The 26,593-nt window shown below is 45.8% G+C and carries 20 protein-coding genes; 14 read left to right on the top strand and 6 right to left on the bottom strand.

Features of this window, described 5'->3' with window-relative positions:
* The first annotated feature begins 28 nt into the window (after positions 1-28).
* Together ICN31_RS04235 and ICN31_RS04230 are read left to right on the top strand one after the other, a co-directional pair.
* Positions 29-1,120: a tartrate dehydrogenase gene (locus ICN31_RS04235; RefSeq protein ID WP_216861394.1), complete on the top strand. Its 1,092-nt coding sequence runs from the start codon at positions 29-31 to the stop codon at positions 1,118-1,120.
* A 24-nt stretch (positions 1,121-1,144) separates the two neighbouring features.
* The gene (locus ICN31_RS04230; RefSeq protein WP_216258886.1) at positions 1,145-3,205 is read left to right on the top strand and encodes a tetratricopeptide repeat protein; all 2,061 of its coding nucleotides are present in this window, start codon (positions 1,145-1,147) and stop codon (positions 3,203-3,205) included.
* Between the two features lie 7 nt (positions 3,206-3,212).
* Here the strand turns inward: ICN31_RS04230 and dnaQ are convergent, their stop codons facing one another.
* The 5 genes from dnaQ to ICN31_RS04205 form a co-directional block, all read right to left on the bottom strand.
* Positions 3,213-3,920 (bottom strand): DNA polymerase III subunit epsilon, encoded by a 708-nt coding sequence (gene dnaQ / locus ICN31_RS04225; protein ID WP_216258884.1) that lies wholly within the window; start codon positions 3,918-3,920, stop codon positions 3,213-3,215.
* Positions 3,920-7,018, bottom strand: a complete 3,099-nt coding sequence (locus ICN31_RS04220; protein ID WP_216258882.1) for an efflux RND transporter permease subunit — start codon at positions 7,016-7,018, stop codon at positions 3,920-3,922. Before ICN31_RS04220 ends, dnaQ begins: the two co-directional genes overlap by 1 nt.
* Positions 7,015-8,322 carry an efflux RND transporter periplasmic adaptor subunit gene (locus ICN31_RS04215; RefSeq protein ID WP_216258880.1) on the bottom strand — a complete coding sequence of 436 codons (1,308 nt, stop codon included), beginning with the start codon at positions 8,320-8,322 and terminating at the stop codon, positions 7,015-7,017. Before ICN31_RS04215 ends, ICN31_RS04220 begins: the two co-directional genes overlap by 4 nt.
* Before the next feature lie 113 nt (positions 8,323-8,435).
* The gene (gene rnhA, locus ICN31_RS04210; RefSeq protein ID WP_216861393.1) at positions 8,436-8,900 is read right to left on the bottom strand and encodes a ribonuclease HI; all 465 of its coding nucleotides are present in this window, start codon (positions 8,898-8,900) and stop codon (positions 8,436-8,438) included.
* Between the two features lie 4 nt (positions 8,901-8,904).
* Positions 8,905-9,687, bottom strand: a complete 783-nt coding sequence (locus tag ICN31_RS04205; RefSeq protein WP_255530908.1) for a class I SAM-dependent methyltransferase — start codon at positions 9,685-9,687, stop codon at positions 8,905-8,907.
* A 36-nt stretch (positions 9,688-9,723) separates the two neighbouring features.
* Between ICN31_RS04205 and gloB the strand changes: the two genes are divergently transcribed.
* The 7 genes from gloB to ICN31_RS04170 all read left to right on the top strand — a co-directional run bounded on the left by gloB (position 9,724) and on the right by ICN31_RS04170 (position 19,531).
* A complete protein-coding gene (gene gloB, locus ICN31_RS04200; protein WP_216258876.1) occupies positions 9,724-10,533 on the top strand; it encodes a hydroxyacylglutathione hydrolase in 810 nt (269 codons plus the stop codon).
* Complete coding sequence (locus ICN31_RS04195) at positions 10,515-11,927, top strand: transglycosylase SLT domain-containing protein (RefSeq protein WP_255530907.1); 1,413 nt, start codon at positions 10,515-10,517, stop codon at positions 11,925-11,927. Before gloB ends, ICN31_RS04195 begins: the two co-directional genes overlap by 19 nt.
* Positions 11,928-11,955: 28 nt before the next feature.
* Positions 11,956-13,839, top strand: coding sequence for a propionate--CoA ligase (locus ICN31_RS04190; protein ID WP_216258874.1), 1,884 nt, complete (start codon positions 11,956-11,958; stop codon positions 13,837-13,839).
* 193 nt (positions 13,840-14,032) lie between these two features.
* Entirely contained in the window at positions 14,033-15,217 is a 1,185-nt protein-coding gene (carA, locus tag ICN31_RS04185) for a glutamine-hydrolyzing carbamoyl-phosphate synthase small subunit (protein ID WP_216260768.1), read from the top strand.
* Positions 15,217-18,480 (top strand): carbamoyl-phosphate synthase large subunit, encoded by a 3,264-nt coding sequence (gene carB / locus ICN31_RS04180; RefSeq protein WP_216258872.1) that lies wholly within the window; start codon positions 15,217-15,219, stop codon positions 18,478-18,480. Before carA ends, carB begins: the two co-directional genes overlap by 1 nt.
* A gap of 58 nt (positions 18,481-18,538) precedes the next feature.
* The gene (gene greA, locus ICN31_RS04175) at positions 18,539-19,015 is read left to right on the top strand and encodes a transcription elongation factor GreA (RefSeq protein WP_216258870.1); all 477 of its coding nucleotides are present in this window, start codon (positions 18,539-18,541) and stop codon (positions 19,013-19,015) included.
* Between the two features lie 21 nt (positions 19,016-19,036).
* Positions 19,037-19,531, top strand: coding sequence for a DUF4149 domain-containing protein (locus ICN31_RS04170; RefSeq protein WP_216258868.1), 495 nt, complete (start codon positions 19,037-19,039; stop codon positions 19,529-19,531).
* Positions 19,532-19,593: 62 nt separating this feature from the next.
* On the opposite strand, the gene ICN31_RS04165 is transcribed toward ICN31_RS04170, so the two are convergent.
* Entirely contained in the window at positions 19,594-20,220 is a 627-nt protein-coding gene (locus tag ICN31_RS04165) for a YhbY family RNA-binding protein (protein WP_216258865.1), read from the bottom strand.
* A 125-nt stretch (positions 20,221-20,345) separates the two neighbouring features.
* Here ICN31_RS04165 and ICN31_RS04160 point away from each other — a divergent pair, with 125 nt between their 5' ends.
* The 5 genes from ICN31_RS04160 to pstS all read left to right on the top strand — a co-directional run bounded on the left by ICN31_RS04160 (position 20,346) and on the right by pstS (position 26,533).
* Positions 20,346-21,020 (top strand): RlmE family RNA methyltransferase, encoded by a 675-nt coding sequence (locus ICN31_RS04160; protein ID WP_216258863.1) that lies wholly within the window; start codon positions 20,346-20,348, stop codon positions 21,018-21,020.
* Between the two features lie 180 nt (positions 21,021-21,200).
* A complete protein-coding gene (ftsH, locus tag ICN31_RS04155) occupies positions 21,201-23,078 on the top strand; it encodes an ATP-dependent zinc metalloprotease FtsH (RefSeq protein ID WP_216260766.1) in 1,878 nt (625 codons plus the stop codon).
* A gap of 40 nt (positions 23,079-23,118) precedes the next feature.
* Positions 23,119-23,958 carry a dihydropteroate synthase gene (gene folP / locus ICN31_RS04150; RefSeq protein ID WP_216258861.1) on the top strand — a complete coding sequence of 280 codons (840 nt, stop codon included), beginning with the start codon at positions 23,119-23,121 and terminating at the stop codon, positions 23,956-23,958.
* A gap of 43 nt (positions 23,959-24,001) precedes the next feature.
* Complete coding sequence (gene glmM / locus ICN31_RS04145) at positions 24,002-25,345, top strand: phosphoglucosamine mutase (protein ID WP_216258859.1); 1,344 nt, start codon at positions 24,002-24,004, stop codon at positions 25,343-25,345.
* 165 nt (positions 25,346-25,510) lie between these two features.
* The gene (gene pstS / locus ICN31_RS04140) at positions 25,511-26,533 is read left to right on the top strand and encodes a phosphate ABC transporter substrate-binding protein PstS (protein WP_216258857.1); all 1,023 of its coding nucleotides are present in this window, start codon (positions 25,511-25,513) and stop codon (positions 26,531-26,533) included.
* Positions 26,534-26,593: the final 60 nt, after the last annotated feature.

Below are 26,593 nucleotides of genomic sequence, written 5' to 3'. Positions count from 1 at the left end.
ACAATTATTCATTATTTAAGACAAGAACATGAACGCAAAGAAAATCTTTAAGAACCCAAAAATCGCCGTGATTCCTGGTGATGGCATTGGCAAGGAAGTAATGCCTGAAGGTATCCGAGCCTTAGAGGCTGCTAATCGTAAATTTGGTATTGGGATGCAGTTCGACCATTTTGATTTTGCAAGCTGTGATTACTATCTCAAGCACGGCAAGATGATGCCAGATGACTGGTTCGATACCCTCATGAAATACGACGCTATCTTTTTTGGTGCCGTTGGTATGCCTGACATTCTGCCAGACCACGTTTCTTTGTGGGGCAGCTTAATTCAGTTCCGTCGTGGTTTTGATCAATACGTGAATCTACGCCCAGTTCGCCTATTACCCGGCATTCCTTGTCCTTTGGCTAATCGCAAGCCAGGTGACATCGACTTCTTTGTAGTGCGCGAGAACACGGAAGGTGAGTATTCTAGTGTTGGCGGGAAGATGTTCCCCGATACTGACCGTGAGTTTGTGATTCAGGAATCGGTATTTACACGACAGGGCGTTGATCGTATTTTGAAGTATGCCTATGATCTGGCTCAAAGCCGCCCGAAGAAGCACTTAACTTCTGCTACTAAATCTAACGGTATTGCGATTACCATGCCTTATTGGGATGAGCGTGTAGAGGCAATGTCCAAGAAATTTACCGATGTGCGCACTGACAAATATCACATCGATATTCTGGCTGCTCACTTTGTTATGAATCCCGATCGATTTGATGTCGTGGTTGCTAGCAACTTATTCGGAGATATTCTGTCTGACTTGGGTCCTGCCTGTACCGGTACGATCGCAGTAGCTCCTTCTGGAAGTATTAATCCTGAAGGTAAGTTCCCATCCCTATTTGAGCCGGTTCACGGTTCTGCCCCAGACATCTTTGGCAAGATGATTGCTAATCCGATTGGTCAAATCTGGAGTGGAGCAATGATGTTGGATCATCTTGGCTATCCAGAAGCAGGCAAAGCTATTTTTAATGCCATTGAAAAAGTTCTCTTGGCCGGCCCCGGTCATGCACCTCTGACTCCGGACGTAGGCGGGAATGCTAAAACGGATGACTTGGGTAAGGCGATTGCTGCTGCAATCTAAGGCGAATGTAACTAAGGGCGTTTTATGACTCCTGCTTATGCGCCCCTGATCCAGCAGATGATGCTGGAGTTTCAAAATCAGCGCCTTGAATCTGCTGAACGTATAGCGCGCTCTATTTTGCGTGTCAATTCGAAAGACATATTGGCGTTGCAAGTGCAAGGTCTTTGCTTAGCAATGCAAGGTCGCGCAGAAGAATCTATAGAGCCATTTGCGAAAGCAGCCAAACTTGATTCTAAGAACTCAGAACTCCTGACTAATTTAGCAAAGGCGCAGCACCAAGCAGAGTTCTATGGTGATGCAGTTCAGACTTTTGAAAAGCTAAATCGCCTTACTCCGAATAAGCCTCAGGTACTTACTGATATGGGGACTTCGTATGCAAAACTCCGTCAATATGATCAATCTAAGGCCGCTTATGAAAAAGCGATTTCGCTTGATCCAAATTACTTTTTGGCTTGGTCAAATCGCGGAAATTTGCAGGCTGAACAAGGCTATCCATTAGAAGCAATTGCCTCCTATGAGAGGGCATTGCAGTTAAACCCCTCTTATGCAGAAGCCTGGACAAACTATGGAAATGCATTTTTTGATTTAGGTCGATTTGACGATGCTTGTAAAGCCCATGACCAAGCGCTAAGTTGTAATGTTCATTATGCAGAGGCTTGGTTTAATAAAGGTAATTCTCTCAATGAGTTAAAGCAGGGTGAGTCAGCTTTGGAGCACTACTCTAGGGCTTACGAGTTAAAACCTGATATCCCTTTTTTAATGGGGCAGCTGATGAATTCATTGGCAATTAATTGTAGTTGGGATAGTAATGACCGATTAATTACTGAGGTTTTAAGGGCTGTAGCAGAAAACAAACCAGCGTGCCCACCATTTATGTTGCTTCAAACTCCAGCTGACTTAGCTCTTCAAAGAAAGTCAGCAGAAATTTATATTCGTGAGCACACCCCATATGAAAATTTATCTAATTTTCAGAGTTTAGAAAAGAAAAAGCACGCTAGTCGAAGAATTAGAATCGGATATTTTTCGTCAGATTTGAAGGATCACCCTGTTGGCATCTTGATGGAAAATCTTTTACGCCTTCACGACCGCTCACGATTTGAAATATTTGGATATTTTTTAAGTAAAAAATCGAATGACGAGCTTGAAAATAGTCTGGTGAGTTCATTTGACCATTCGCTCGATTTGTTTGGAAAACATGATGATGAGGTCTGTAAGCTTGTGAGCGAACATGATCTTGATATAGCGATCGATCTAAACGGCCATACAGCTGGAGCAAGAACTGGATTATTTGCAAGAAGAATGGCTGCATTGCAAGTGAATTATTTGGGGTATGCAGGTACGACAGGGGCTAATTTCTACGACTATTTGATTGCTGATCAGGTGGCAATACCCTCCCACTATCACAGTCATTTTTCGGAAAAAATTGCTTACATGCCTCATTCTTTTTTCCCGGCCGATACTTTAATAGCCCGAGAGAATTTTGGTTCAATCCCGGCACGCAAGAGCCAAGGCCTGCCTGAAGAAGGTTTTATATTTGCTAGCTTTAATAATGCCTATAAGATTACCCAAAACATTTTTAGCACATGGATGAAATTACTTCAAAACGTTGAAAATAGTGTTTTATGGCTATCAATGCCTTCGCAGTCAGCCATGAAAAATTTACTTGCCAGCGCCCAAAAATATCATATTGATTCAACTCGGATAATATTTGCGAAACGTGAATCAGCAAGAGTGGACCATTTAAGTCGACTTCGGTTAGCAAATCTCTTTTTGGATACACCATATTTCAACGCGCATACTACTGCTGCTGATGCATTGTGGGCTGGCGTACCTGTGCTAACGCAAATTGGTGAAACTTTTGCTGGCAGAGTTGCTGCTAGCCAACTCTCCGCTTTGGGTATGCCCGAGTTAATTGTCAATACTGATGATGAATACTATGCAAAGGCAATGGAACTTGCATCTAACGCCCAATTACTAAGTGCGCTGCGAAATAAACAAGAGGCCAATCGTTTAACAACCCCACTATTTAATACAAGGCAATATGTAAAAGATTTAGAAAGTCTTTATGCCAGCTTTCTAGAGTAGTCTAGTTTTAGGCGGCATTTAAAGGGCTCCATACAGAGTCCTTTTTACTTGCTTTCGCAATGTCTGCAAGAATCTTTTCATGTTGTGCAATGTCATCATCACTTGCAACCAGCGCCTTTAAGTCAGTCGGCAAGGCTTTGGTATGTCCAGATGCATCTGCACCAACGGTGTAATCGATCAAATCAATGGAGAGATCTTCTTGACCTCGGGTCATTGCAACATATACCTCAGCTAAGAGCTGGGCATCCAAAAGTGCTCCGTGCAAGGTTCGATGTTGGTTGCTAATCGAAAAGCGTTCACAGAGTGCATCCAAGGAGTTACGCTTGCCAGGGAACATCTGGCGCGCATCAAGTAAGGTATCCGTGATCTTCGCAGCTAGATTACGAAATGGCGGGCGCTTTAAGAGGGCGAATTCATTATCTAAGAAGCCTAAGTCGAAGGCCGCGTTATGAATGACGATTTCAGCGCCATCTACAAACTCGATGAGCTGCTCAACAATATTGCCAAACACTGGTTTATCAGAGAGAAACTCGCGAGATAGGCCATGGACAGCAAAAGCGCCAGCATCGATATCGCGCTCTGGATTAACGTAGTAATGGAAGGTGCGCTCAGTTAAGCGGCGATCAAACATTTCAACGCAACCAATTTCAATGATGCGATCACCAGTAGCTGGATTTAATCCAGTAGTTTCGGTATCGAGAATAACTTGACGCATTAGGTTCCTTCAAGCACTGACGGTGGAATTTCCATTGGACCATTGCCCGCGTATTTATCCAAATAGAGATAAATCACGGGAGTAATAATCAAGGTAACAAACTGAGAGAAGATCAGACCGCCAGCGACACTGATACCCAGAGGCTGCCGTAACTCTGCGCCAGCACCCAAGCCAAGGGCAATCGGTAGTGCGCCCATCAAAGCGGCAATCGTAGTCATCATGATGGGGCGAAAGCGCAAGATACACGCTTCGCGAATCGCTTTTTCGGGCGTCATGCCTTGATTACGCTGCGCATCTAGCGCAAAGTCGATCATCAAAATTGCATTTTTCTTCACAATACCAATGAGTAGCAGGATGCCGATCGAAGCAACAACGGTTAGCTCAAATCCGAAGATGCGTAAGGACAAAATTGCACCAATCGCTGCAGAGGGCAGGCCAGCCAAAATCGTAAGGGGGTGGATATAGCTCTCATATAGAACGCCAAGCAAGATATAAATCACGCCGAGTGCAGCCAATAGCAAAATGACCTGACCCGATTGATTATCTTTAAATACGGCCGCATCACCACCATAGCTCGTGATGATAGAAGGTGGTAAATCAACCGCCTTAACAAAGCCATCTATTGCTTTAGTTGCATCACCCAAGAAAACATCTGGAGCGAGGTTAAAAGAAATCGTTACCGCTGGGATCTGTCCTTGGTGGTTTACTGCTGTAGGGCCTACAGTTCTGACAAAGCTCGCTAGGCTAGACAGCGGAATCAATTTATCTGTCGCTCTGCCGCGAACGAAGACCTTGTTCAAGTCTGTTTCGAATTGACGATCATTCTCTGTTGTTTCCAAAATCACATAATAGGTATTGACAGGGGTATAGATGGTAGATACCTGCCTCTCACCAAAGGAAGAGTAGAGGGCAGTACGAATATCAGCGATGGAGACTCCCGCGCTGGCAGCTTTTTCCCGATCAATTTCAATCTTGACGTTCAAGCCTTTTAATTGCGAATCACTAGTGACATCCTTAAAAATGGGATCAGCACGCATTTTTTGCAACAATTTCTCAGCCCATTCATTGACGCCTTCAAAGCCAACACTCTGCAGGGTAAATTGATAACGGCTTTTACTACTGCGACCGCCTAGCTGTAAGTTTTGTACCGGGCTCATGTAGACCTGAATACCAGGAATTTCTTTGAACTTAGATCTAAGACCCTCCATCACCTTGCTCATTTTTTGGCGCTCATCCTTGGGCTTCAGAATGATGAAGAATCTTCCTGTATTACGGCCTGAACTTTGGCCACCACCAAGAATCGAGATTGAGGTCGCAACGTTGGGATCGCTATCCACTACTTTCGCAGCTTGATCTTGCAAAGCCATCATCGCGCTAAAGGAAGTATCTTCAGCAGCCTCTACAGTTACGCGTAACTGACCAATATCTTCTTCTGGAAAGAACCCCTTTGGACTGTAAACAAAGAGGGCAATCGTGATGACAAAGCTGGCTAATGCCCCAAACAACACTCTCCTTCTGTTTGCTAAGGCTAAGTCTAAAAAATGAATATATTTTTTTAAAGTCCATTCATATGCTCGATCGAACTGCTTTGTGATTTCATATTCTTTTGGATGCTCACCGGGTTTAGGCAAAAAGCGGCTGCATAACATTGGTACCACTGTTAATGAGACAACCGCTGAGACCAATATAGAGAGAGTTACCACAACGGCAAATTCTCTAAAGAGAAGACCAATGGGGCCTGACATAAAAAATAGTGGAATAAATACTGCCACCAAGGATATGGAGATTGAGATGATCGTAAAGCCAACTTCCTTACTACCTTTTAAAGCGGCTTTTAAGGGGTCCATGCCTTCTTCAACATAGCGCATGATGTTCTCTAGCACTACGATTGCATCATCTACCACCAAGCCAACAGCAAGAGTGATGCCCAGCAAGGAAATGTTATTGAGGCTGTAGCCTAAAAAGTAGAAAACAAAGAATGCGCCAATCAGAGAAATCGGTAAGCTAATGGATGGAATGATCGTTGCAGATATATGCTTTAGAAAGAGGAAGATCACTAAGACAACGAGTGCAATGGTGAGAAGTAATGTCAGATTGACATCATGAATCGATTCAATAATCGAAAGCGAACGGTCATTAATCAGCGTTAGCTGAATAGATTCCGGCATTTGCGCTTTGAGAGAAGGCAACAGTTTTTTAATGGAGTCCACAACCTCTACAGTATTTGCATTTGGTTGGCGTAGTACGGCAATCGCAATTGAGCGCTCACCTTTTGCTGAAGCAAAAGTCTTTACGTCCTCAAAGCTCTCTTGCACATCTGCGACATCCTTGAGATAAATTGGGTATCCATTGCGCTGGGCAACGATTAGATTGCCAAATTCTTCGGCTGACACTAGTTGTGGATTGGCATAGATAGTGATCAGTTGGCGGGGGCCATCAAGGGTTCCAACCGGGCTATTGGTGTTGGCTTTGTTAACGGCAGCCGCTACCTCATCCATGGTGATATTGCGATTACCTAAAGCATCTGGCCTCACACTCACTCTGACTGCATAACGCTTTGCTCCGTAAACTGCTACTTGTGAAACCCCAGAAATAGTGGATAAGTTTGGGGACATCAGGTTCTCAGCATAAGCATTCATTTCAGAGAGACTGATTGACGGAGAGCTCATGCGCACAATTAATACGGGTGTATCGGCAGGATTAATCTTTCGATATGAAGGAGGCACCGTCATTTCAATTGGTAAGCGGCGTTGCGCTCGTAAGAGGGCTGCTTGAACATCTACGGCCGCTTTATCAATATCACGATCGCTTGTAAATTCAAGAGTAACGCTCGTAGAACCAAGTGAATTGGTGGAGCTGATGACTTTGATGCCATCAATCGTTGAAAATTCTTTTTCAAGCGGTAGCGCAACAGCCGAGGCCATGATTTCAGGTGAGGCGCCAGGTAAGCTGGCCGATACAGAAATCACTGGTGTATTGAAACTAGGAAGGGCGGCTACTGGAATCTTAAAATACGCAACACTTCCAGCTATGACAGTTGCAATAGACAGCAATACCGTCATTACGGGACGTCTAATACATAGCTCAGAAAGCGTCATTTTGGCTCAGCGCTAGACGTTTTATCAGCGGGGGGCTTCTCTGATTTAGAAGATTTTGCTTCGCGCACTTTGCTACCAGTACGCAAATTCTGCTTACCTTCAACCACAATGCGATCGCCCGCGTTAATTCCAGTAATGACAGAGGTACCGAGGTATTCATAGCTTACCTTTACTTGCTTTGCGGTGACCTTATCATCCTTATCAACAACATATACTAGACGTCCAGCCGGACCAATGACAATTGCCTGAGTAGGAACAGAAATGACATCTTTTAAGGTGTTGGCATTGAGTGAGACGCGTGCAAATTGCCCAGGAAGCACTTCTAACTTATCGTTCGGAATTTGTGCTTTCACACGAACCGCGGCAATCAGAGGATCTACTTGATTGTCGATCACCAAAACTTGACCCTCATAAGTATTTTTTCCGGTATTGCCAATAGTCACTTTTACAGTCAAAGGCACATCACTCTTCCTATTTTCTAGGATGATAGGAATGTCCTTTTCTGGAATCACAAATTGAACATTAATCGGGTTGAGTTGCGTGATGGTGACCATCGAACCTACGCTCGAGGTGGCAGTAGAGCTAGTTGCAGTTGTTACGACATTACTTGCTTGCACTAGAGAGCCAGGGAAGACGTTAACGATTCCTGCTCTGCCGTTAATCGGTGAGCGAATGGAGTCGAAGGAGAGTTGTACCTCGGCAGAGCGTGCGGCAGCTTGTGCTGACTTGGCATTAGCCAGCGATGTCTCTAAGCCCGCCTTGGATATAAAGTTTTTCTCTACTAATTCTTTAGCGCGTAAATATTGTTTTTGAGCATCGTCAGCCAAAGCTTTGAGTTTTTCATAATTGGCTTTGTCATTTCGGTCATCTAGGGTAAAGAGAAGCTGTCCTTCTTTAACTTCTTCACCATCCTTAATATGAATTTTACTAACGGTGTTTGTCACCATCGGACGGATATCAACAATGCTATTAGAAACGGTCGTACCAGTAGCTTCAATCACGAGAGGGATATCTTTTTTCTCTACCACTAGACTTGTAATAACTTGAGGGCCCCCAGCTTTTTTGCTTGCAGGGAAGTAATAATCGTAAGTCTTAGAGCCAGCGTAAAGAACAATTAGTACCAGCAATATTCGCCACTTAAAGCGAATCACAAAAGCTTTCGTTGTTGGGTAATCTATTTTCTTGAGTTGCCCAAGGTAGGGTGATAGTTTTTGCCACAGGGCGCACAGGCGCGCCTTACCCATGTCTTTGAAATGCACCAATTTGGCAAACAATCGATCGAGAGAAGATTCTATTTTTGACACAGTCTCGTTTTTCTTGGTTTTATAAGTCTTTAATACTGTTTTAGGGGCTTTTAAGTCACGCCCATTCTCTCATAAGACTGCCTCAATCGTGCTTGTGGAGGGGATTAAGAGCTTCAGGGCAAAAACTCTTCGACCCCCTTATTTGCAAGCTCGTCAGCCAGTTCATTGCCGGGATGGCCGTTATGGCCCCTGACCCAATGCCATGAGATGGCATGATCGGGCAGAAGGGCATCTAATTCTTGCCAAAGATCGGCATTTTTAACCGGATCCTTGCTGGCAGTCTTCCAGCCTCGTTTCTTCCAGCCCTCAAGCCATTCAGTTACCCCTTTTTGGACATATTGAGAATCTGTCCAGAGCTCAACAGTGCTTCTTTTCTTCAGCGAGCGCAAGGCAAAAATGACGGCGCTAATTTCCATGCGATTATTGGTTGTGAGTTTTTCACCACCATGAATGTGTTTTTCATGACCACCTGAGCGCAATACTGCGCCCCAACCACCTGGACCAGGATTGCCTTTGCAAGCACCATCGGTATAGATCACGATGTGAGGAATATGTGATGCAGATTTAGTATGGGACATCGCTCTAATTTACCGTCTCTTGAACTTCTTGAAGTTGATTGCGTTCTGCTGCAGGAGTCAGTTGCGGCATTGCGGGGATGCGTGCTGGTGCTACGCGCCCGATCAGCCTGATACCTTGATGACGTTTAATTGCCGAAACTAAGAATACTGCGCCAAAGATAGGCCACCAACGATTGCCCATCGGCTCCAAGAAATCCATGCGTTCCATAGAGGACTTGCCTTGCAAGGGTAATTTATAGCAGCCAAAATGGCCACGATCTAAGGAAAAGTTGAGCAACTGAAGCCAATCCTTGATACGAATGAGGCTAATAAACTGACCATCACGCGGCAAGTAGGGGTTGCCAATTAATCTACTGAGATACTGACGGGCACCCCAAAGACTGGCTGGATTAAATCCGGAAATAATAAGGCGTCCTTCGGGGCGTAAAACACGATCTACCTCGCGCAAAATTTGGTGAGGATCCGTCGCAAATTCAAGCACGTGGGGAAGCGCCACTAAATCGAGACTTTCATCGGCAAATGGCAACTCAGATGTATTGCCTTCGATCAGGTGCCAATTAAAGCGGGCAGCATATTCACGACTGTCATTGGAATGCATCAAAAGAGCTTGTAAGGGCATGCGGTTCTCAAGCAAGGTATTGATTTGCGGCAAACCAATTTGAACCGCATGAAACCCAAAGACATCTGCGACGATTTGATCAAAGCACTTTTGCTCCCAAGCGAGCACATAGCGTCCCGGTGGGGATTGAAGCCACTTCTCCCAGGTACTCCATGGGGGTGCAGGCATCTGAGAGGGGATGGGCGGGGTTGGTATCATCGGTCTATGGATAAGAATACTTTATTGCAAGTTTGGCCTATCCCGGCCTTTGATGACAATTACATCTGGTGTATCCATGATGGAAAGTCAGCTTTAGTGGTCGATCCAGGGGATTCTGCCCCGGTAGAGGATTATCTATTGCAAAACGACCTAGCTCTGAAGGGAATCTTAGTTACCCACCACCATGCCGACCATACCGGCGGGATCCTGAATTTGCTCCGCAGTTTTGGTGCCACTACGCCAGTCTATGGACCAGTCGGAACCGATATTCCAGGTCGCACTATCATTGCCAAAGAGGGTGACACAATAGAGATAGCCAATCCCAGTATTAGCCTCAAAGTGTTTGAGGTTCCTGGACATACTTTGAGTCACATCGCCTATTTCGCCGATGTGCAAGCCAGTATTGCTCAGCCGATACTACTTTGTGGCGATACCCTATTCGCATCAGGATGCGGACGCCTGTTTGAAGGGACGCCAACCCAGATGACTGCCTCATTAGCCAAGTTTGCTGCCTTACCAAAAAATACCTTGGTGTATTGCACCCATGAATACACTCTGTCCAATATTCGTTTTGCATTGGCTGTGGAACCTCACAATTCGGATTTAGTGGCCTGGTCAGAAAAAGCACAAGCATTGAGATCGCAAAATCAACCGACCTTGCCAACGACTATTGGTCAAGAACTTCAAGTCAACCCCTTTATGCGTTGCAATCAAGCAGATGTGATCTCGAAAGCTCAAGAAGTTTCTGGCGAAAAAGACCTGCCTACGCCAGCTCATGTCTTAGCAGTGGTCAGGGCATGGAAAGACAGATTCTGATGCGATTGCACATTACGGCAATTTTCATTGTAGTTTTTCTATCGGGCTGCGCAAGTACCGGTGATTGGTCATCTGATACTCCTACCAAAACCAATCCCAACTCTTCTAAGGCAACGCGGGTTGATCTCAAAAGCCAATCCGTTAGTAAAGTGTATGCGCCTTCCGATAATTTATGGATACGGATTCGGGATGGCTTCCAGATGCAGCCCATGAATACACCCATTGAAATTGAGCAAGTAAGGTGGCTTAGCGCAAGGCCCGAGTATGTCAATCGTTCAATGACACGCTCTTCGCGATATTTGTTTTACATCGTGCAAGAGGTCAATGCCCGCAATATGCCCACTGAAATTGCATTGCTACCATTTGTTGAAAGTGCTTTTGTAACTCATGCCAAGTCAAGCGCGAAAGCCATGGGCTTATGGCAGTTCATGCCAGCAACAGGAAAAGATTTTCGCTTGACGCAAAATGTCTTTAGGGACGAGCGTCGCGACGTATTGCAATCTACCGATGCAGCATTAGATTACCTTCAGCGTCTTTATAACCAGTTCGGTAGTTGGGAGCTTGCTCTAGCAGCTTATAACTGGGGCGCTGGCAATATTTCTAAGGCACAAAAACGCAATCTGGCAGCCGGTTTACCTACGGATTATTTGAGCCTGAAGATGCCAAAGGAAACGCGTCAGTACGTGCCTAAACTCATGGCCTATCGCCAAATTGTTTTAGATCCACAGGCCTATGGAATTGTTTTGCCTGAGTTAGAAAACCACCCATACTTTGTGGCGTTAGATATTGATAACGATATTGATGTTGCAGTTGTCATTAAGCTTGCCGAAATCCCTGAAGAAGAATTTCACAACCTCAATCCTTCATTTAATAAGCCGGTGATCTTAAGTAATGCGAATCAGCAGATCTTGTTGCCCTTTGCTCATGCTGAAATCTTTCAGGCAAATCTGAAGGGCTATAACAAGCCACTATCTACTTGGACGGCGGTAAAAATTGTTAAAACAGAAAGTGTTGATCAAGTGGGTAAAACTCTAGGGGTAGATGTCGATACTTTGAGATCTGTCAACGGCATTCCAAAAGGGATGCGGATCAAAGCTGGCTCCACTATTCTGATACCAAAAACCAGTAGTCGAGCTGGTGATGTTTCTACGGCGATGGCTGAAAATGCTAGCTTAAGTCTAGTAAAGCCAGCCCCATCAGCGCCAAAGTGCGATAAATCAGCTAAGACCGGCCAAAATGCCAAATGCGTTTCTAGCAAGCCTGCGGCTAAGGGCAATTCTTCACCTAAAAATACTACATCTCAGCATAAATCCGCATCGACAGGACTTGCAAAATCTGCGAAAAATACAGTCTCAGCTTCCTCCAGCAGTAAAGGCGGCGCTAACAGTCAGTAATTTCACAAACTTTTAGATTAGGTTGACCATGTCCTATAAAGCACATCATGAACGCTCCATTTCTGATCCAAACGGATTTTGGGGTGAGCAAGCCAAGTTAATTCATTGGGAAAAACCATTCGATACAGTTCTCAATTACGACAAACCTCCATTTGCAAAATGGTTTGAAGGTGGCCTCACTAATCTTTGTTACAACTCAGTGGATCGTCACGCAAAAGAGCGGCCCAATCAAATTGCCCTCGTTGCTGTTTCAACAGAAACCAATATAGAAAAGGCCTATACCTTCCAAGAGCTTTACGAAGAAGTCAATCGTATGGCCGCTATTTACAAAGCCAACGGGATTCAAAAGGGTGATCGGGTCTTGATTTATATGCCGATGATTGCGGAAGCTTGCTTTGCAATGCTCGCTTGTGCGCGCATTGGCGCTATTCACTCGGTCGTGTTTGGTGGATTTGCTTCACATAGTTTGGCATCTCGAATCGATGATGCGAAGCCCAAAATGATTGTGACTGCAGAAGCAGGAATGCGCGGCGGGAAAGCAGTGCCATACAAACCACTTTTGGACGAAGCCATCACCTTAGCAAGTTATAAGCCTGAAAAAGTCTTGCTCGTGAATCGCGGTCTATTGGAGTTCACTAGCGTAGCTGGTAGAGATTTGGACTATGCGTCTGAGCGAACGCAGCATTTGAATGACATCGTGCCCGTGGAGTGGGTAGATGCAACCCATCCTTCATACATTCTCTATACCTCTGGCACTACGGGCAAACCTAAAGGCGTGCAACGTGATACGGGCGGTTATGCGGTTGCCTTGATGTCTTCTATGAATCATATCTTCTGTGGCAAGGCTGGTGAAACCATGTTCACCACTTCCGATATTGGATGGGTAGTTGGTCACAGTTACATCATCTATGGACCATTGCTCAATGGCATGGCTACGATCATGTATGAAGGCACGCCATTGCGACCTGATGCCGGTATTTGGTGGGAGCTGGTAGCGAAATACAAAGTGTCAGTAATGTTCTCTGCGCCAACAGCCGTTCGTGTTCTTAAAAAGCAAGATCCGACATTCTTAACCAAACATGATCTCTCATCATTGCGCACATTATTCTTGGCAGGCGAACCATTAGATGAGCCTACTGCAAGTTGGATTCATGATGCGATCAAAAAACCGATTGTGGATAACTATTGGCAAACAGAAACCGGTTGGCCAATACTGGCGATTCAGCGCGGTATTGAAGTCATGCCTCATAAGTTTGGTTCACCAGGCGTGCCCTCTTTTGGTTACAACATGAAGCTACTTGACGATGCTACTTCCGTCGAGCTGGGACCAGATCAGAAGGGCGTTATCGCCATTGAAGGCCCATTGCCTCCAGGTTGTATGCAAACGGTTTGGGGTGACGATCAGCGCTTTGTTAGCACTTATTGGGAAACCATTCCTGGTAAGCTGATCTATTCCACTTTTGATTGGGGGATTAAAGATAAAGATGGTTACTTCTTTATCTTAGGCCGCACTGATGACGTGATTAACGTTGCGGGACACCGCCTTGGTACTCGCGAGATTGAGGAAAGTATTTCGAGTCACCCCAATATCTCTGAAGTTGCTGTCGTCGGCATTGAAGACAAGCTCAAAGGCCAGGCTGCAATTGCATTTGTCATTCCAAAAGATTCTTCCAAAGCTGAGAATCTGGAAAAAGAATGTATGAAGACAGTTGATAGCCAGTTAGGCGCCATTGCACGACCTGGACGTGTTTATGTTGTGTCGGCCTTGCCTAAGACTCGTTCTGGGAAGATTGTGCGCCGTGCTCTGCAGGCAGTGGCAGAAGGTCGTGATCCGGGTGATATCAGCACTATGGAAGACCAAACTGTTTTGGCTCAAATCAAGACCATCATTGAGCAAAGCGCCAAGGCTTGATTACTCTCAAAGGGCCAATTGGGTGGGTATTCAAGGGTTTAGGAGCAAAACTGGTATGATTGCAAGGTTCGAAACTAATTAAATTACCCTAGCGCTTAAAGACACTCACCTCCCGCATACACAAGCCTCGGGTTGGTCTTTTTGGGGGTTTTGAGCGTCGGATGGAGCAGGGACTGGAGATGGTTTGTCACCCTTGCTTCCTTCTTTTCCTCCCGCCGTGTTGGCCTTAGCCGACGGCACTCTTTTTCCTGGTTTTAGCATTGGCGCTCCTGGCGAAACTACCGGCGAAGTGGTTTTCAATACCGCATTAACTGGCTACCAAGAGATCATTACTGATCCTAGCTATTGCCGTCAGATTGTGACCCTCACTTATCCGCATATTGGTAACGTTGGTATCAATGCACAAGATGCAGAGTCGGATCAGATTCATGCTGCTGGCCTAGTCATTAAAGATTTGCCTAAGCGTGTATCTAATTTCCGTTCAGAAGGAAGTTTAGATAGTTATCTTAATAAAGCAGGTGTCCCTGGTATTGCTGGCATCGACACTCGTAAATTAACCCGTATCCTGCGTGATAAGGGCGCTCAATCTGGAGCCATTGTGGCCGGCAAATTAGGCGATGATTATGAGGCGCTCGGTAATAAGGCGCTTGAACTAGCAAAAGCCTTTCCAGGTATGTCTGGCTTAGACTTAGCCAAAGTAGTGAGCACTAAAAAATCTTACCCATGGCATGAAGCCGAATGGGAGCTCCATGGTCCAGCAGGCAAACCTGCTTACAAAATACTGAATACCCAAAAGCCAACAAAAAAAGTCATCGCTTATGACTTTGGTGTCAAACACAATATTTTGCGCATGCTCATCGAACGTGCTTGTGAGCTCACGGTAGTTCCAGCACAAACGAGCGCAGCTGAAGTGCTTGCCATGAATCCAGATGGCGTATTTTTCTCTAACGGCCCCGGAGATCCAGGACCTTGCGATTACGCCATTGCTGCAGCCAAAGAAATTATTGCCAAGGGCATTCCTACTTTTGGTATCTGCTTAGGCCACCAAATTATGGGTCTGGCTGCAGGCGCTAAAACCCTCAAGATGAAGTTTGGCCACCATGGTGCTAACCATCCTGTTAAAGACTTAGACACTGGTCGCGTAGCGATTACTTCCCAGAACCATGGCTTTGCAGTCGATGCCAATACTTTGCCTCACAACCTTCGTGTCACACACGTTTCACTGTTTGATGGCTCCTTGCAAGGACTGGCTTGGAAGGATAAGCCAGCTTTCTGTTTCCAGGGTCATCCTGAAGCCTCGCCTGGACCTCATGATATTGCCTATTTATTTGATCGTTTTGTGGAGCTCATGAATGCTAGCAACAAGGGAGGCAAATAATGCCTAAGCGTAGCGACATTAAGAGCGTCCTGATTATCGGTGCTGGTCCAATTGTGATTGGACAGGCCTGTGAATTTGATTATTCGGGTGCGCAAGCTTGTAAGGCTTTGCGTGACGAAGGTTACAAAGTGATTTTGGTCAATAGTAATCCTGCAACCATCATGACTGACCCAGAGATGGCTGATGTAACTTATATCGAGCCGATTACTTGGGAAGTGGTAGAGCGCATTATTGCTACCGAAAAGCCAGACGCGATTTTGCCAACGATGGGCGGACAAACTGCCTTGAACTGCGCATTAGATTTGCATCGTCACGGTGTATTGCAAAAGTACGGTTGTGAACTCATCGGCGCTTCACCAGAGGCGATCGATAAAGCAGAAGATCGTCAGAAATTTAAAGAGGCGATGACCAAAATTGGTCTTGGCTCTGCTAAATCGGGTATTGCGCATTCGATGGAAGAGGCGCTTGAAGTACAGCAGCGCATTCAACGAGAGGCTGATAGCTCTGGATTCCCAGTAGTGATTCGGCCTTCATTCACCATGGGTGGTTCAGGCGGTGGTATTGCTTATAACCGTGAAGAGTTTGAAGAGATCTGCAAACGTGGTCTCGATCTATCGCCTACCCGTGAGCTCTTGATTGAAGAATCGCTCTTGGGATGGAAAGAGTTTGAGATGGAAGTCGTGCGGGATCGCAACGATAACTGCATCATTGTGTGCTCAATCGAAAACTTAGATCCGATGGGCGTACATACAGGGGATTCGATCACAGTTGCTCCTGCGCAAACGCTGACCGATAAAGAGTATCAAATCATGCGTAATGCATCGATTGCTGTTCTGCGGGAAATCGGTGTTGATACTGGTGGATCAAACGTACAGTTTTCTATTAACCCAGAAGACGGCCGCATGATCGTCATTGAGATGAATCCGCGGGTATCGCGCTCATCTGCGCTGGCTTCGAAAGCAACCGGCTTTCCGATTGCCAAGATTGCAGCCAAGTTGGCCGTTGGCTACACGCTAGATGAACTCAAGAACGATATTACTGGTGGTGCGACCCCAGCATCGTTTGAGCCATCCATTGATTATGTTGTGACAAAGATTCCACGTTTTGCTTTTGAGAAATTCCCGCAAGCAGATTCTCGCTTAACAACCCAGATGAAATCCGTTGGTGAAGTGATGGCGATTGGCCGGACCTTCCAGGAGTCTTTCCAGAAAGCATTACGGGGCCTTGAGGTTGGTGTAGATGGCCTAGATGAATTCTCTACTGATCTTGATGACATTGTGAATGAAATCAATGAGCCAGGCCCAGATCGTATTTGGTATTTGGCTGATGCCTTTCGGATGGGGATGAGCTTAGATGAGATTTATGCTGAAACCAAAGTAGATCCTTGGTTCCTTCAGCAAATTGAGGAATTGATCAGTATTGAAGCAGAACTCAAGCAACGCAAGATTGATAGCCTCACAGCAGCAGAGCTGCGTGCTGTAAAGCAGAAGGGTTTCTCTGACCGTCGCTTAGCTAAATTATTGGGTGTCGATGCTACGACGGTTCGCACAACACGCCATCGTTTAAAAGTAGTGCCGGTTTATAAGCGCGTTGATACTTGCGCTGCTGAGTTCTCAACCAATACAGCTTATCTCTATTCCACTTATGAAGCAGAGCATGGTGAATGTGAATCTAACCCAAGCACCAAAGATAAGATTATGGTTTTGGGCGGTGGTCCTAACCGAATTGGTCAGGGTATTGAGTTTGACTATTGCTGCGTTCATGCTGCCTTAGCAATGCGCGATGATGGTTATGAAACCATTATGGTGAATTGCAACCCAGAAACTGTTTCAACCGACTACGATACCTCTGATCGTTTGTACTTTGAACCACTGACTCTTGAAGATGTATTGGAAATTGTTGCTAAAGAGAAACCTAAGGGTGTCATCGTGCAGTACGGTGGTCAAACTCCCTTGAAGCTTGCTTTAGATCTTGAGCGTAATGGTGTGCCTATTATTGGCACATCACCAGACATGATTGATGCTGCCGAAGACCGCGAGCGTTTCCAAAAACTCTTGCAAGACTTGGGTTTGCGTCAACCACCAAACCGCACAGCGCGAACAGAAGAAGAGGCGCTGGTTCTGGCTGAAGAAATTGGCTATCCATTAGTAGTGCGTCCTTCTTATGTCTTGGGTGGCCGCGCTATGGAAATTGTTCATGATGGCCGAGACTTAGAGCGCTATATGCGTGAGGCTGTGAAGGTCTCTCATGATTCTCCAGTATTACTAGATCGCTTCCTTAATGATGCAATTGAGTGTGATGTTGATTGCATTCGTGATGGATCCAAAGTATTTATTGGTGGTGTGATGGAACATATCGAGCAGGCCGGCGTTCACTCTGGCGATTCAGCGTGTTCATTGCCGCCATATTCCTTATCTGCTGAGACTGTCAAAGAGATTAAGCGTCAAACTGCTGCAATGGCGGCAGGCTTAAATGTGATTGGTTTGATGAACGTTCAGTTCGCAATTCAAAATGTCGATGGCAAAGATGTTATCTATGTTCTGGAAGTCAATCCACGTGCGTCACGCACCGTACCTTTTGTTTCTAAAGCAACCGGCCTGCAATTGGCTAAGATTGCTGCGCGTTGCATGGTTGGTCAAACGCTAGAGCAGCAGGGCATCAAGGCAGAAGTCAATCCTCCATACTTCTCTGTCAAAGAAGCGGTATTTCCGTTCAATAAGTTCCCAGGAATTGATCCCATCCTTGGGCCTGAGATGCGCTCGACTGGTGAAGTCATGGGCGTAGGCAAGACTTTCGGTGAAGCGCTTTTCAAATCACAATTGGGTGCTGGTATCAAGCTGCCCAAGAGCGGAACAGTGCTGCTCACGGTCAAAGATAGTGATAAGCCTAAGGCGGTCGAAGTTGCTAAGCTATTGCATCAGCTCGGTTTCCCGATGGTTGCAACCAAAGGGACTGCCGCCGCAATTGAAGCTGCTGGTCTGCCAGTACGCGTAGTCAATAAAGTCAAAGACGGCCGTCCTCATATCGTGGATTTCATTAAAAACGGTGAAATTTCCTTGGTATTTACGACCGTGGATGAGACCCGGACTGCCATTGCTGACTCTAGATCCATCCGCACTTCAGCCCAAGCAAATGGAGTGACTTACTACACGACCATTAGCGCGGCCCGTGCGGTGATGGATGGTTTGCTGGCATCTCAAAAAGGGAATAAAGAGTCTCTTGAGGTATATTCCCTACAGGATTTACATCAAAAGCTCGTTTAATCTAAAATCGACTTTTGTTTGCGTAATCTTGCGCAAGAATTTAAGTTAGGTTGGCAGTATGAGCACAATTCCGATTACTAAACGCGGTGCAGAACTTCTGAAAGAGGAGTTGCATCGTCTTAAGCATGTTGAGCGTCCAGCAGTCATCATTTCAATCTCGGAGGCACGCGCTCAAGGCGATCTTTCTGAGAATGCTGAGTACGATGCCGCTAAAGAAAAGCAAGGCTTTATTGAGGGCCGTATTCAGGAGCTTGAGAGCAAACTATCTGCTGCTCAGATTATTGATCCAGCCACACTCGATGTTTCTGGTCGGGTTGTATTTGGCGCTACCGTTGATCTCGAAGATCTTGAGGATGGTACCAAGCTCACTTATCAGATTGTGGGTGATGATGAGGCCGATATTGCAGTAAGCAAAATCTCGATTAGCTCCCCCATTGCCCGCGCCTTGATTGGCAAGGAAGAGGGTGATGTTGTTGCTGTTCAAGCCCCAGGCGGTAATCGCGAAGTTGAGGTTCTGGCAGTTCGCTACATCTAATACTACTTCCAGAGAAACCCAGTGCAGAACCACACTGCTCCAAACCATACTGGAGCTCAACGACTTTTTATTTTGATCGCAGGTGTTTGGGTCGGTAGCATCCTTGCCGTTGGCTATTTGGTTGCCCCAGTAATTTTTAGCACCATGACTGATCGTCAAGTAGCCGGTATGGTTGCTGGCAGTGTCTTTAAGACTGAAGCCTATCTCAGCATCATTATTTGTATTGCTTTAATGGTGCTAGCAAATCTCCTAGTTACCCGTGGACTAAATCAATACAGGGTGATTCGCCTGCTTCTCCTAGGCATGCTTGTATGCACGGCAGCTGCTTCATTTATCTTGATCCCCTGGCTTGATACCTTGCGTGATCAGGCCTTGTTAGAAGGTATGCCAGTCATGCTGTCTCCTTCAGCTGAGTTATTTAGAACACTCCATGGCGTTTCTAGTGTCCTATTTCTGATTCAGAGTGCACTAGGCATTTATCTTGTATGGCGCCTTACTAAAACGCATTCACAGTAAGTAGCAAACAAACAGCAATAAAAAACGCCGACTAGCGGCGTTCTTCAGATGCATTCAGAGCTTTAAGAACCTAGCGATTTTTTCTTATTGCTACTCATCCGCACTTTACGTTTCTTGATAGGGGCAGGTGCAGCTGCCGCTTTGCGATAGCCTGGTGATGACCAACCAATCTTCGATTCAGCAGCTTCAGAGCGCAGCACCCGTTTCTTTGGTGTAGCAGATTTCACAGCGGCAGCGCGAGCGAATGGCGCTGCATTGGAAGCAGAGCGACGATCAGACCTTTCTGAATTGCTGGTGCGTACGCCCGATTTAGTTGGTGCGCGATTAGGCTGGCGTTTAGTGCGCGGCGCCTGTAAGGATTTTTTTGTCTGCTTAGAAGATCTGCCAAGATTGGAAAATGCTTCATCAACAGCATCTTTTGGTCTCCAGATCACCAGCAATTTGCCAATATGCTGCACTGGAGCAGCATCCAGTTTGTCGCAGAGCGTTTCATAAATAGCAAGGCGAGCTTCACGATCATCGCCAAATACACGGACCTTAATGAGTCCATGATGGCTAATTGCGAGCTTGGCCTCTTTGATGACTGAAGGAGTTAAGCCACCGCCACCGATCATGACAACCGGACTTAAGTCATGGGCATCAGCTTTGAGGGATTTACGTTGCGCGGGGGTGATGGTTAGTGCAGTCATGGTTCGATGATAGAGCATCGGATAATTAAATAGCCCGTTTAGACTGAATTTGTTAGGTTATGTATCGATTCCTTTTGCTTTAGGGGGCTAAAACTAGGAAAATGTAAGCCGAAAGTGGGTAAGTTGTGGCGAAGAATAAATTTAATAAAAGTTGGTTGCAGGATCATCTAACCGATCCCTATGTGAAGATGGCTCAGAAAGAGGGTTATCGCGCTAGAGCGGTTTACAAGCTCAGTGAAATTGACGAGCAAGATCACCTCATACAAGCAGGCATGACCATTGTGGATCTGGGCAGTGCACCAGGGAGTTGGTCTCAATATGCGCGTAATCGTTTAACTGAACTGGGAAAAAGCAATCCCAAAATTGAGTCTGGCAAACCGGACGGTCAAATCATTGCAATCGATATCTTGCCGATGGAAGACATTGCCGATGTCAGCTTTATTCAAGGCGACTTCCGTGAGGAGGAGGGTCTGAATGCTCTGAAGGCACTTCTGCCCAAGAGTGCAGAAGGCAAGGTCGATCTGGTTCTATCCGATATGGCACCTAATCTTTCAGGGGTGGGCGTTGCAGATGCTGCACGGATGGCCTTTTTGGCTGAAATTGCCTTGGATTTTGCGGTGGACTACCTCAAGCCCGAAGGGGCGCTATTGATCAAATGCTTTAACGGAAGTGGCTATAGTCAGATCGTCGAATCCTTTAAAAAGGTCTTCAGAACCGTCGCCTCCAGAAAGCCCAAGGCCTCTCGAGCTCGTTCTTCAGAGATATTTCTCTTAGGCCGCAACTTAAAGCCCCCTAAGTAATTACCCAAAAATTAGCACTTCTAGGCTGGAGCACCCCTAATAACCCCCTTTAATACATGGTTTTATGAAATAAATAGGCCATTAGACCTTGAAAAAGGGTGGTAGTAGAATCAAATACATAGGAAGCAATGTGCTTATTTCCTGGATATATCCAGAAAAGGAATTATTTTGAACGGCAATATGAACAGCAATATGTTCCAAAAAATCGGTGTGTGGCTCATTGTGGGTCTGGTGTTATTTACTGTTTTCAAACAGTTTGATAAGCCTAGGGACCAAACTCAAGTCACGTACTCTCAATTCATGGACGACGCTAAGGCAGGAAAAGTGAAGCGCGTTGATGTGCAAGGTCGTACATTGCAAGTCACGCCTGCTGATGGCAATAAATATTCCATCATCTCTCCAGGCGACATCTGGATGGTTGGCGACTTAATGAAGTTCGGTGTACAAGTTACCGGTAAGGCAGAAGATGAACCTAATCTATTGGTGTCTGCTTTGTATTACCTCGGACCTACTCTATTGATTATTGGCTTTTGGTTTTTCATGATGCGTCAGATGCAAGGTGGCGGTAAAGGCGGCGCATTTTCCTTTGGTAAATCCAAAGCACGTCTCATTGATGAGAATAGTAATACTGTTACTTTTGCTGATGTTGCAGGTTGCGATGAAGCAAAAGAAGAAGTGTATGAGTTGGTTGATTTCTTAAAAGACCCTCAGAAGTTTCAAAAGCTCGGCGGTCGTATTCCGCATGGCGTCTTACTCGTTGGCCCTCCTGGTACAGGTAAAACCCTCTTGGCCCGTGCTATTGCAGGTGAAGCCAAGGTTCCTTTCTTCTCGATCTCCGGTTCTGATTTCGTAGAAATGTTTGTGGGTGTTGGCGCATCTCGCGTACGCGATATGTTTGAGAATGCTAAGAAAAATTCACCTTGCATCATCTTTATTGATGAGATCGATGCGGTAGGTCGTCATCGTGGTGCTGGTATGGGCGGTGGTAACGATGAGCGCGAACAAACCTTAAACCAAATGCTCGTTGAAATGGATGGTTTTGAAAGTAATAGCGGCGTGATCGTGGTGGCTGCTACAAACCGTTCTGATGTACTAGATAAGGCTTTATTACGCCCAGGTCGCTTCGATCGTCAAGTACACGTAGGCTTGCCAGATATTCGGGGTCGTGAGCAGATCTTGCAAGTGCATATGCGCAAAGTGCCTATTGATCCTGATGTCAATGCTGCAGTATTAGCACGCGGTACTCCAGGCTTTTCAGGTGCTGACTTAGCAAACTTAGTAAATGAGGCTGCCTTGTTTGCTGCGCGCCGCAGTAAGCGTTCAGTCGAAATGAAAGACTTTGAAGACGCTAAAGACAAGATCTATATGGGTCCTGAGCGTAAGTCTGCTGTGATGCGTGAAGAAGAGCGCCGTAATACCGCCTATCACGAGGCTGGCCATGCGGTTGTAGCCAAGAGCCTGCCTAAGGCAGACCCAGTTCATAAGGTCACCATCATGCCGCGCGGTATGGCATTAGGCGTGACTTGGCAGTTGCCAGAGTTTGATCGTGTCAATCTGTACAAAGATCGCATGATGGAAGACTTAGCCATTTTGTTTGGTGGCCGTGCCGCAGAAGAAATCTTCTTGCACTCCTCAAGTACCGGTGCTTCAAATGACTTTGAGCGTGCCACAAAAATGGCGCGTGATATGGTGACGCGTTACGGTATGAGCGATAGCTTAGGTACGATGGTTTATGTGGATACTGAGTCTGAAAGTATTTTCGGGCGCAATAGTACCAAGACGGTTTCTGAATTGACACAACAAAAGGTGGACTTCGAGATTCGTTCGTTAATTGATAGTCAATACGCCTTAGCCAGATCAATTCTCGAAAATAATCGCGATAAAGTTGAAGCTATGGTCGTTGCCTTACTCGAATGGGAAACCATTGATGCCGATCAAATCACCGACATCATGGAAGGCCGTCCTCCGCGTGCACCATTGCCACCACCACCAACTATTTTTGGTAACTCGGCTGGCGCACCTGGCCCAGCGGCTGGTAGTGCCCCAGCGACAGCTTAAGTAACAAGCTGTCTTGATGGTCCAGCAAGGCATTTCAGAGATGCCCACAACATGGCGTTGTGGGCGTTTTCTTTTTGACTTCACCAAACGTAGACGCCCAGTTGTTATGGGCATTCTCAATGCCACTCCGGATTCATTCTCAGATGGTGGCAAATTTAAATCACCAATAGATGCTATTGCTCAAGCAGAGCTCATGATTGAAAGTGGTGTTGACCTGATTGATATCGGTGGTGAGTCTACTAGACCTGGTGCAGAGCCGGTAGAGCTTCAAGAAGAGCTTGATCGTGTGTTGCCAGTCATCGAAGCGCTGAAAGATTGCGGTGTACCACTTTCAATTGATACTTATAAAGCAGAAACTATGCGCCAAGCTCTGAGAGCCGGCGTAGACTGTGTAAATGACATTTGGGCCCTAAGACAAGAGAGCGCAGTGAATGCAGTATTAGAAAGCAAAGATTGCGGAATTATTTTGATGCATATGCAACGTGATCCTCAGACCATGCAATTTAATCCAGAGTATCACGATGTGCTTGCGCAGGTAATGCAGTTTCTCAAAGAACGCGCGGAGCTACTCAAAGTAAAAGGGGTTGAAGCAAATAGAATCGCGATTGACCCCGGCTTTGGCTTTGGCAAAAGTCTGGAGCACAACCTTACTATGCTCACCCATTTTGATCAGTTCTCCCAATTGGGCTACTCAGTATTGGCGGGCATCTCTCGTAAATCGATGCTGGGCAAAATTACTGGCAAAGACACCCATGAGCGCCTAGCCCCTAGTATTGCTGCAGCCATCATGGCGGCTGATCGTGGCGCCAGAATTGTGCGAGTCCATGATGTACCCGAGACGGTAGATGCTTTAAAGCTGTGGGAGGCTATAAACACTTAGTCTAGCTTTAGAGCTGAAGACGCTAAGTTTTATAATGACTCTTATGAAAAAACAATACTTTGGCACTGATGGCATCCGCGGTGAAGTGGGGCAATTTCCGATTGTTCCGGAGTTCATGACCCGCTTAGGGTATGCCGCAGGCAAAGTACTCTCCAAAGATGCTAAAGCCGGTCAACGTTGCAAAGTCTTGATTGGCAAAGACACACGTATTTCAGGATATTTATTGGAGGCCGCATTAGAGGCTGGCTTTGCCGCTGCTGGCGTGGATGTCATGCTCTGTGGTCCCATGCCAACTCCTGGCGTTGCTTACCTGACTAAAGCATTGCGTTTATCTGCAGGTGTCGTGATCTCGGCATCACACAATCCTTATCAAGATAACGGCATTAAGTTTTTCTCAGCCAATGGTGATAAGTTGGGCGATGAGTTTGAGTTGGCGATTGAGGCTGAGCTAGAAAAGCCGATGGGCTGCGTGAGCGCGCAAGAACTTGGTAAGGCGTTTCGTTTAGACGATGCAGCAGGGCGTTACATTGAATTTTGTAAATCCACATTTCCAGGCGATCTCCATCTCAATGGATTGAAGTTAGTCGTTGACTGTGCCAATGGCGCTGCTTATCACACAGCACCCCCTGTATTTCATGAGCTGGGTGCAGAAGTCATTTCGATTGGCGTCAATCCAGATGGTAAAAATATTAATGATGGTTGTGGTGCTACTGCACCAGCAGCCTTGATTGCCAAAGTGAAAGAAGTCAATGCAGATCTTGGTATTGCGCTTGATGGCGATGCCGATCGCTTGCAAATGGTTGATGCCACCGGACGATTGTTTAATGGCGATGAGCTGCTCTATGTTCTTGCCAAAGACAGGTTAGACCGCGGACAAAAGATTGGTGGTGCCGTTGGCACCTTGATGACCAATTTAGCCGTTGAGAATGCCATTAAAGATCTTAAAATCGGGTTTGAGCGCGCTAATGTAGGTGATCGATATGTATTAGAGCTGCTCAAGCAAAAAGGTTGGATCATCGGCGGGGAGGGCTCTGGCCACTTGTTATGCCTAGATCAACATTCCACTGGGGATGGCACCATTGCTGCACTTCAAGTATTGGCAGCCATGAGTCATAACAAGAAGAGCCTTGCCCAGTTACTCGAAAAAGTAAACATCTTTCCACAAGTTTTGCTGAATGTGAAAATCAAACCCAGTTATGACTGGAAGTCTGATGAAAAACTCCAGCAGCAGATTGCTAAAGTAGAGACTGATCTCAAAAGCATCGGCAGGGTACTCATTCGGGCATCTGGGACAGAGCCACTCCTACGCGTGATGATCGAAACCAAAGATGGCGAGGTTGCTATGAGCGCAGCCAAAAGTATCGCTGATTTAATTCCGACAGCTTAATTTCAAGTCTCTATTTCCCCTACTTTTAACTTGATTAATTCAATATAAGTTATTGAATTTAAAGACTATTATTATTAATGATCTTTCTGTCATGAAAACGTCATAGTCCAATCGTATTGTCGATGTATCGCAATGTTGCGTTATTTCTATTCTAGGACTAATCACATGAATTCTTTTTTGAAAAAAGCACTCGTAATTAGCGCTATTTCACTGACTCCAGTTGCTTTTGCTGCTGACATGACAGGTGCAGGCGCAACATTTCCTTATCCAATTTATGCAAAATGGGCTGAAGCCTATAAGGCAAAAACTGGCTCAAACTTGAATTACCAATCTATTGGTTCATCTGGCGGCATCAAGCAAATCAAGGCAAAAACAGTTGATTTCGGTGCTACTGATAATCCTGTCAAATTTGAAGATTTAGAAAAAGATGGCATGGTTCAGTTTCCAGCAATCATTGGTGGTGTAGTGCCTGTGATGAACGTGGATGGTGTTAAGCCAGGCGAACTTAAATTAGATGGCCCAACCTTAGCTGATATTTTTCAGGGTATTATTTCCGATTGGGGTGATAAGCGTATTGCTCTAATGAACCCAGGTGTAAAGATTCCTTCAGGTCCGATTACCGTTGTGCACCGTGCCGATGGCTCTGGTACAACAGCTATTTTTACTGACTACTTAGCAAAAACTAGCTCCCTCTGGAAAGATGCTGTTGGTGCAGGTGCTGCTGTTAAATGGCCAGCCGCTTCATCGGTTGGTGGTAAAGGTAACGAAGGTGTCGCTGCAAACGTCTCTCGCGTTAAGAACTCTGTTGGTTATGTCGAGTATGCTTATGCTAAGAAAAACAAAATGACTCATATCGCTTTGAAAAACAAAGAAGGTAATTTTGTTCAACCCGATGACCTAACCTTCGCCGCTGCCGCTGCTGGTACTGATTGGGCAAAGATTCCTGGTATGGGTACTTTCATTACTGATGCTGCGGGTGCTAAGTCATGGCCAATTACTGGCGCATCTTTCATCCTCTTGTACAAGAACCCAGATAATAAGGCAAATGCTGCTGAAGTAATGAAGTTCTTTGATTTTGGATTTAAAGAAGGTAAGAATATGGCTATAGAGTTGGATTACGTTCCAATGCCTGATAGTACTACCGACTTTATTCGTAAGAATGTATTCACAAAGGTTGTAACTAAATAAGGTTTGATTATTTTTTAATCATTCTCAAATAAACAGCTCCACACATTGTGGGGCTGTTTC

Source organism: Polynucleobacter sp. UB-Piko-W3 (assembly GCF_018881635.1).
Lineage (GTDB): Bacteria > Pseudomonadota > Gammaproteobacteria > Burkholderiales > Burkholderiaceae > Polynucleobacter.
The sequence above is the reverse complement of the archived record's forward strand: the minus strand, read 5'-3'. Positions and strand labels throughout refer to the sequence as shown.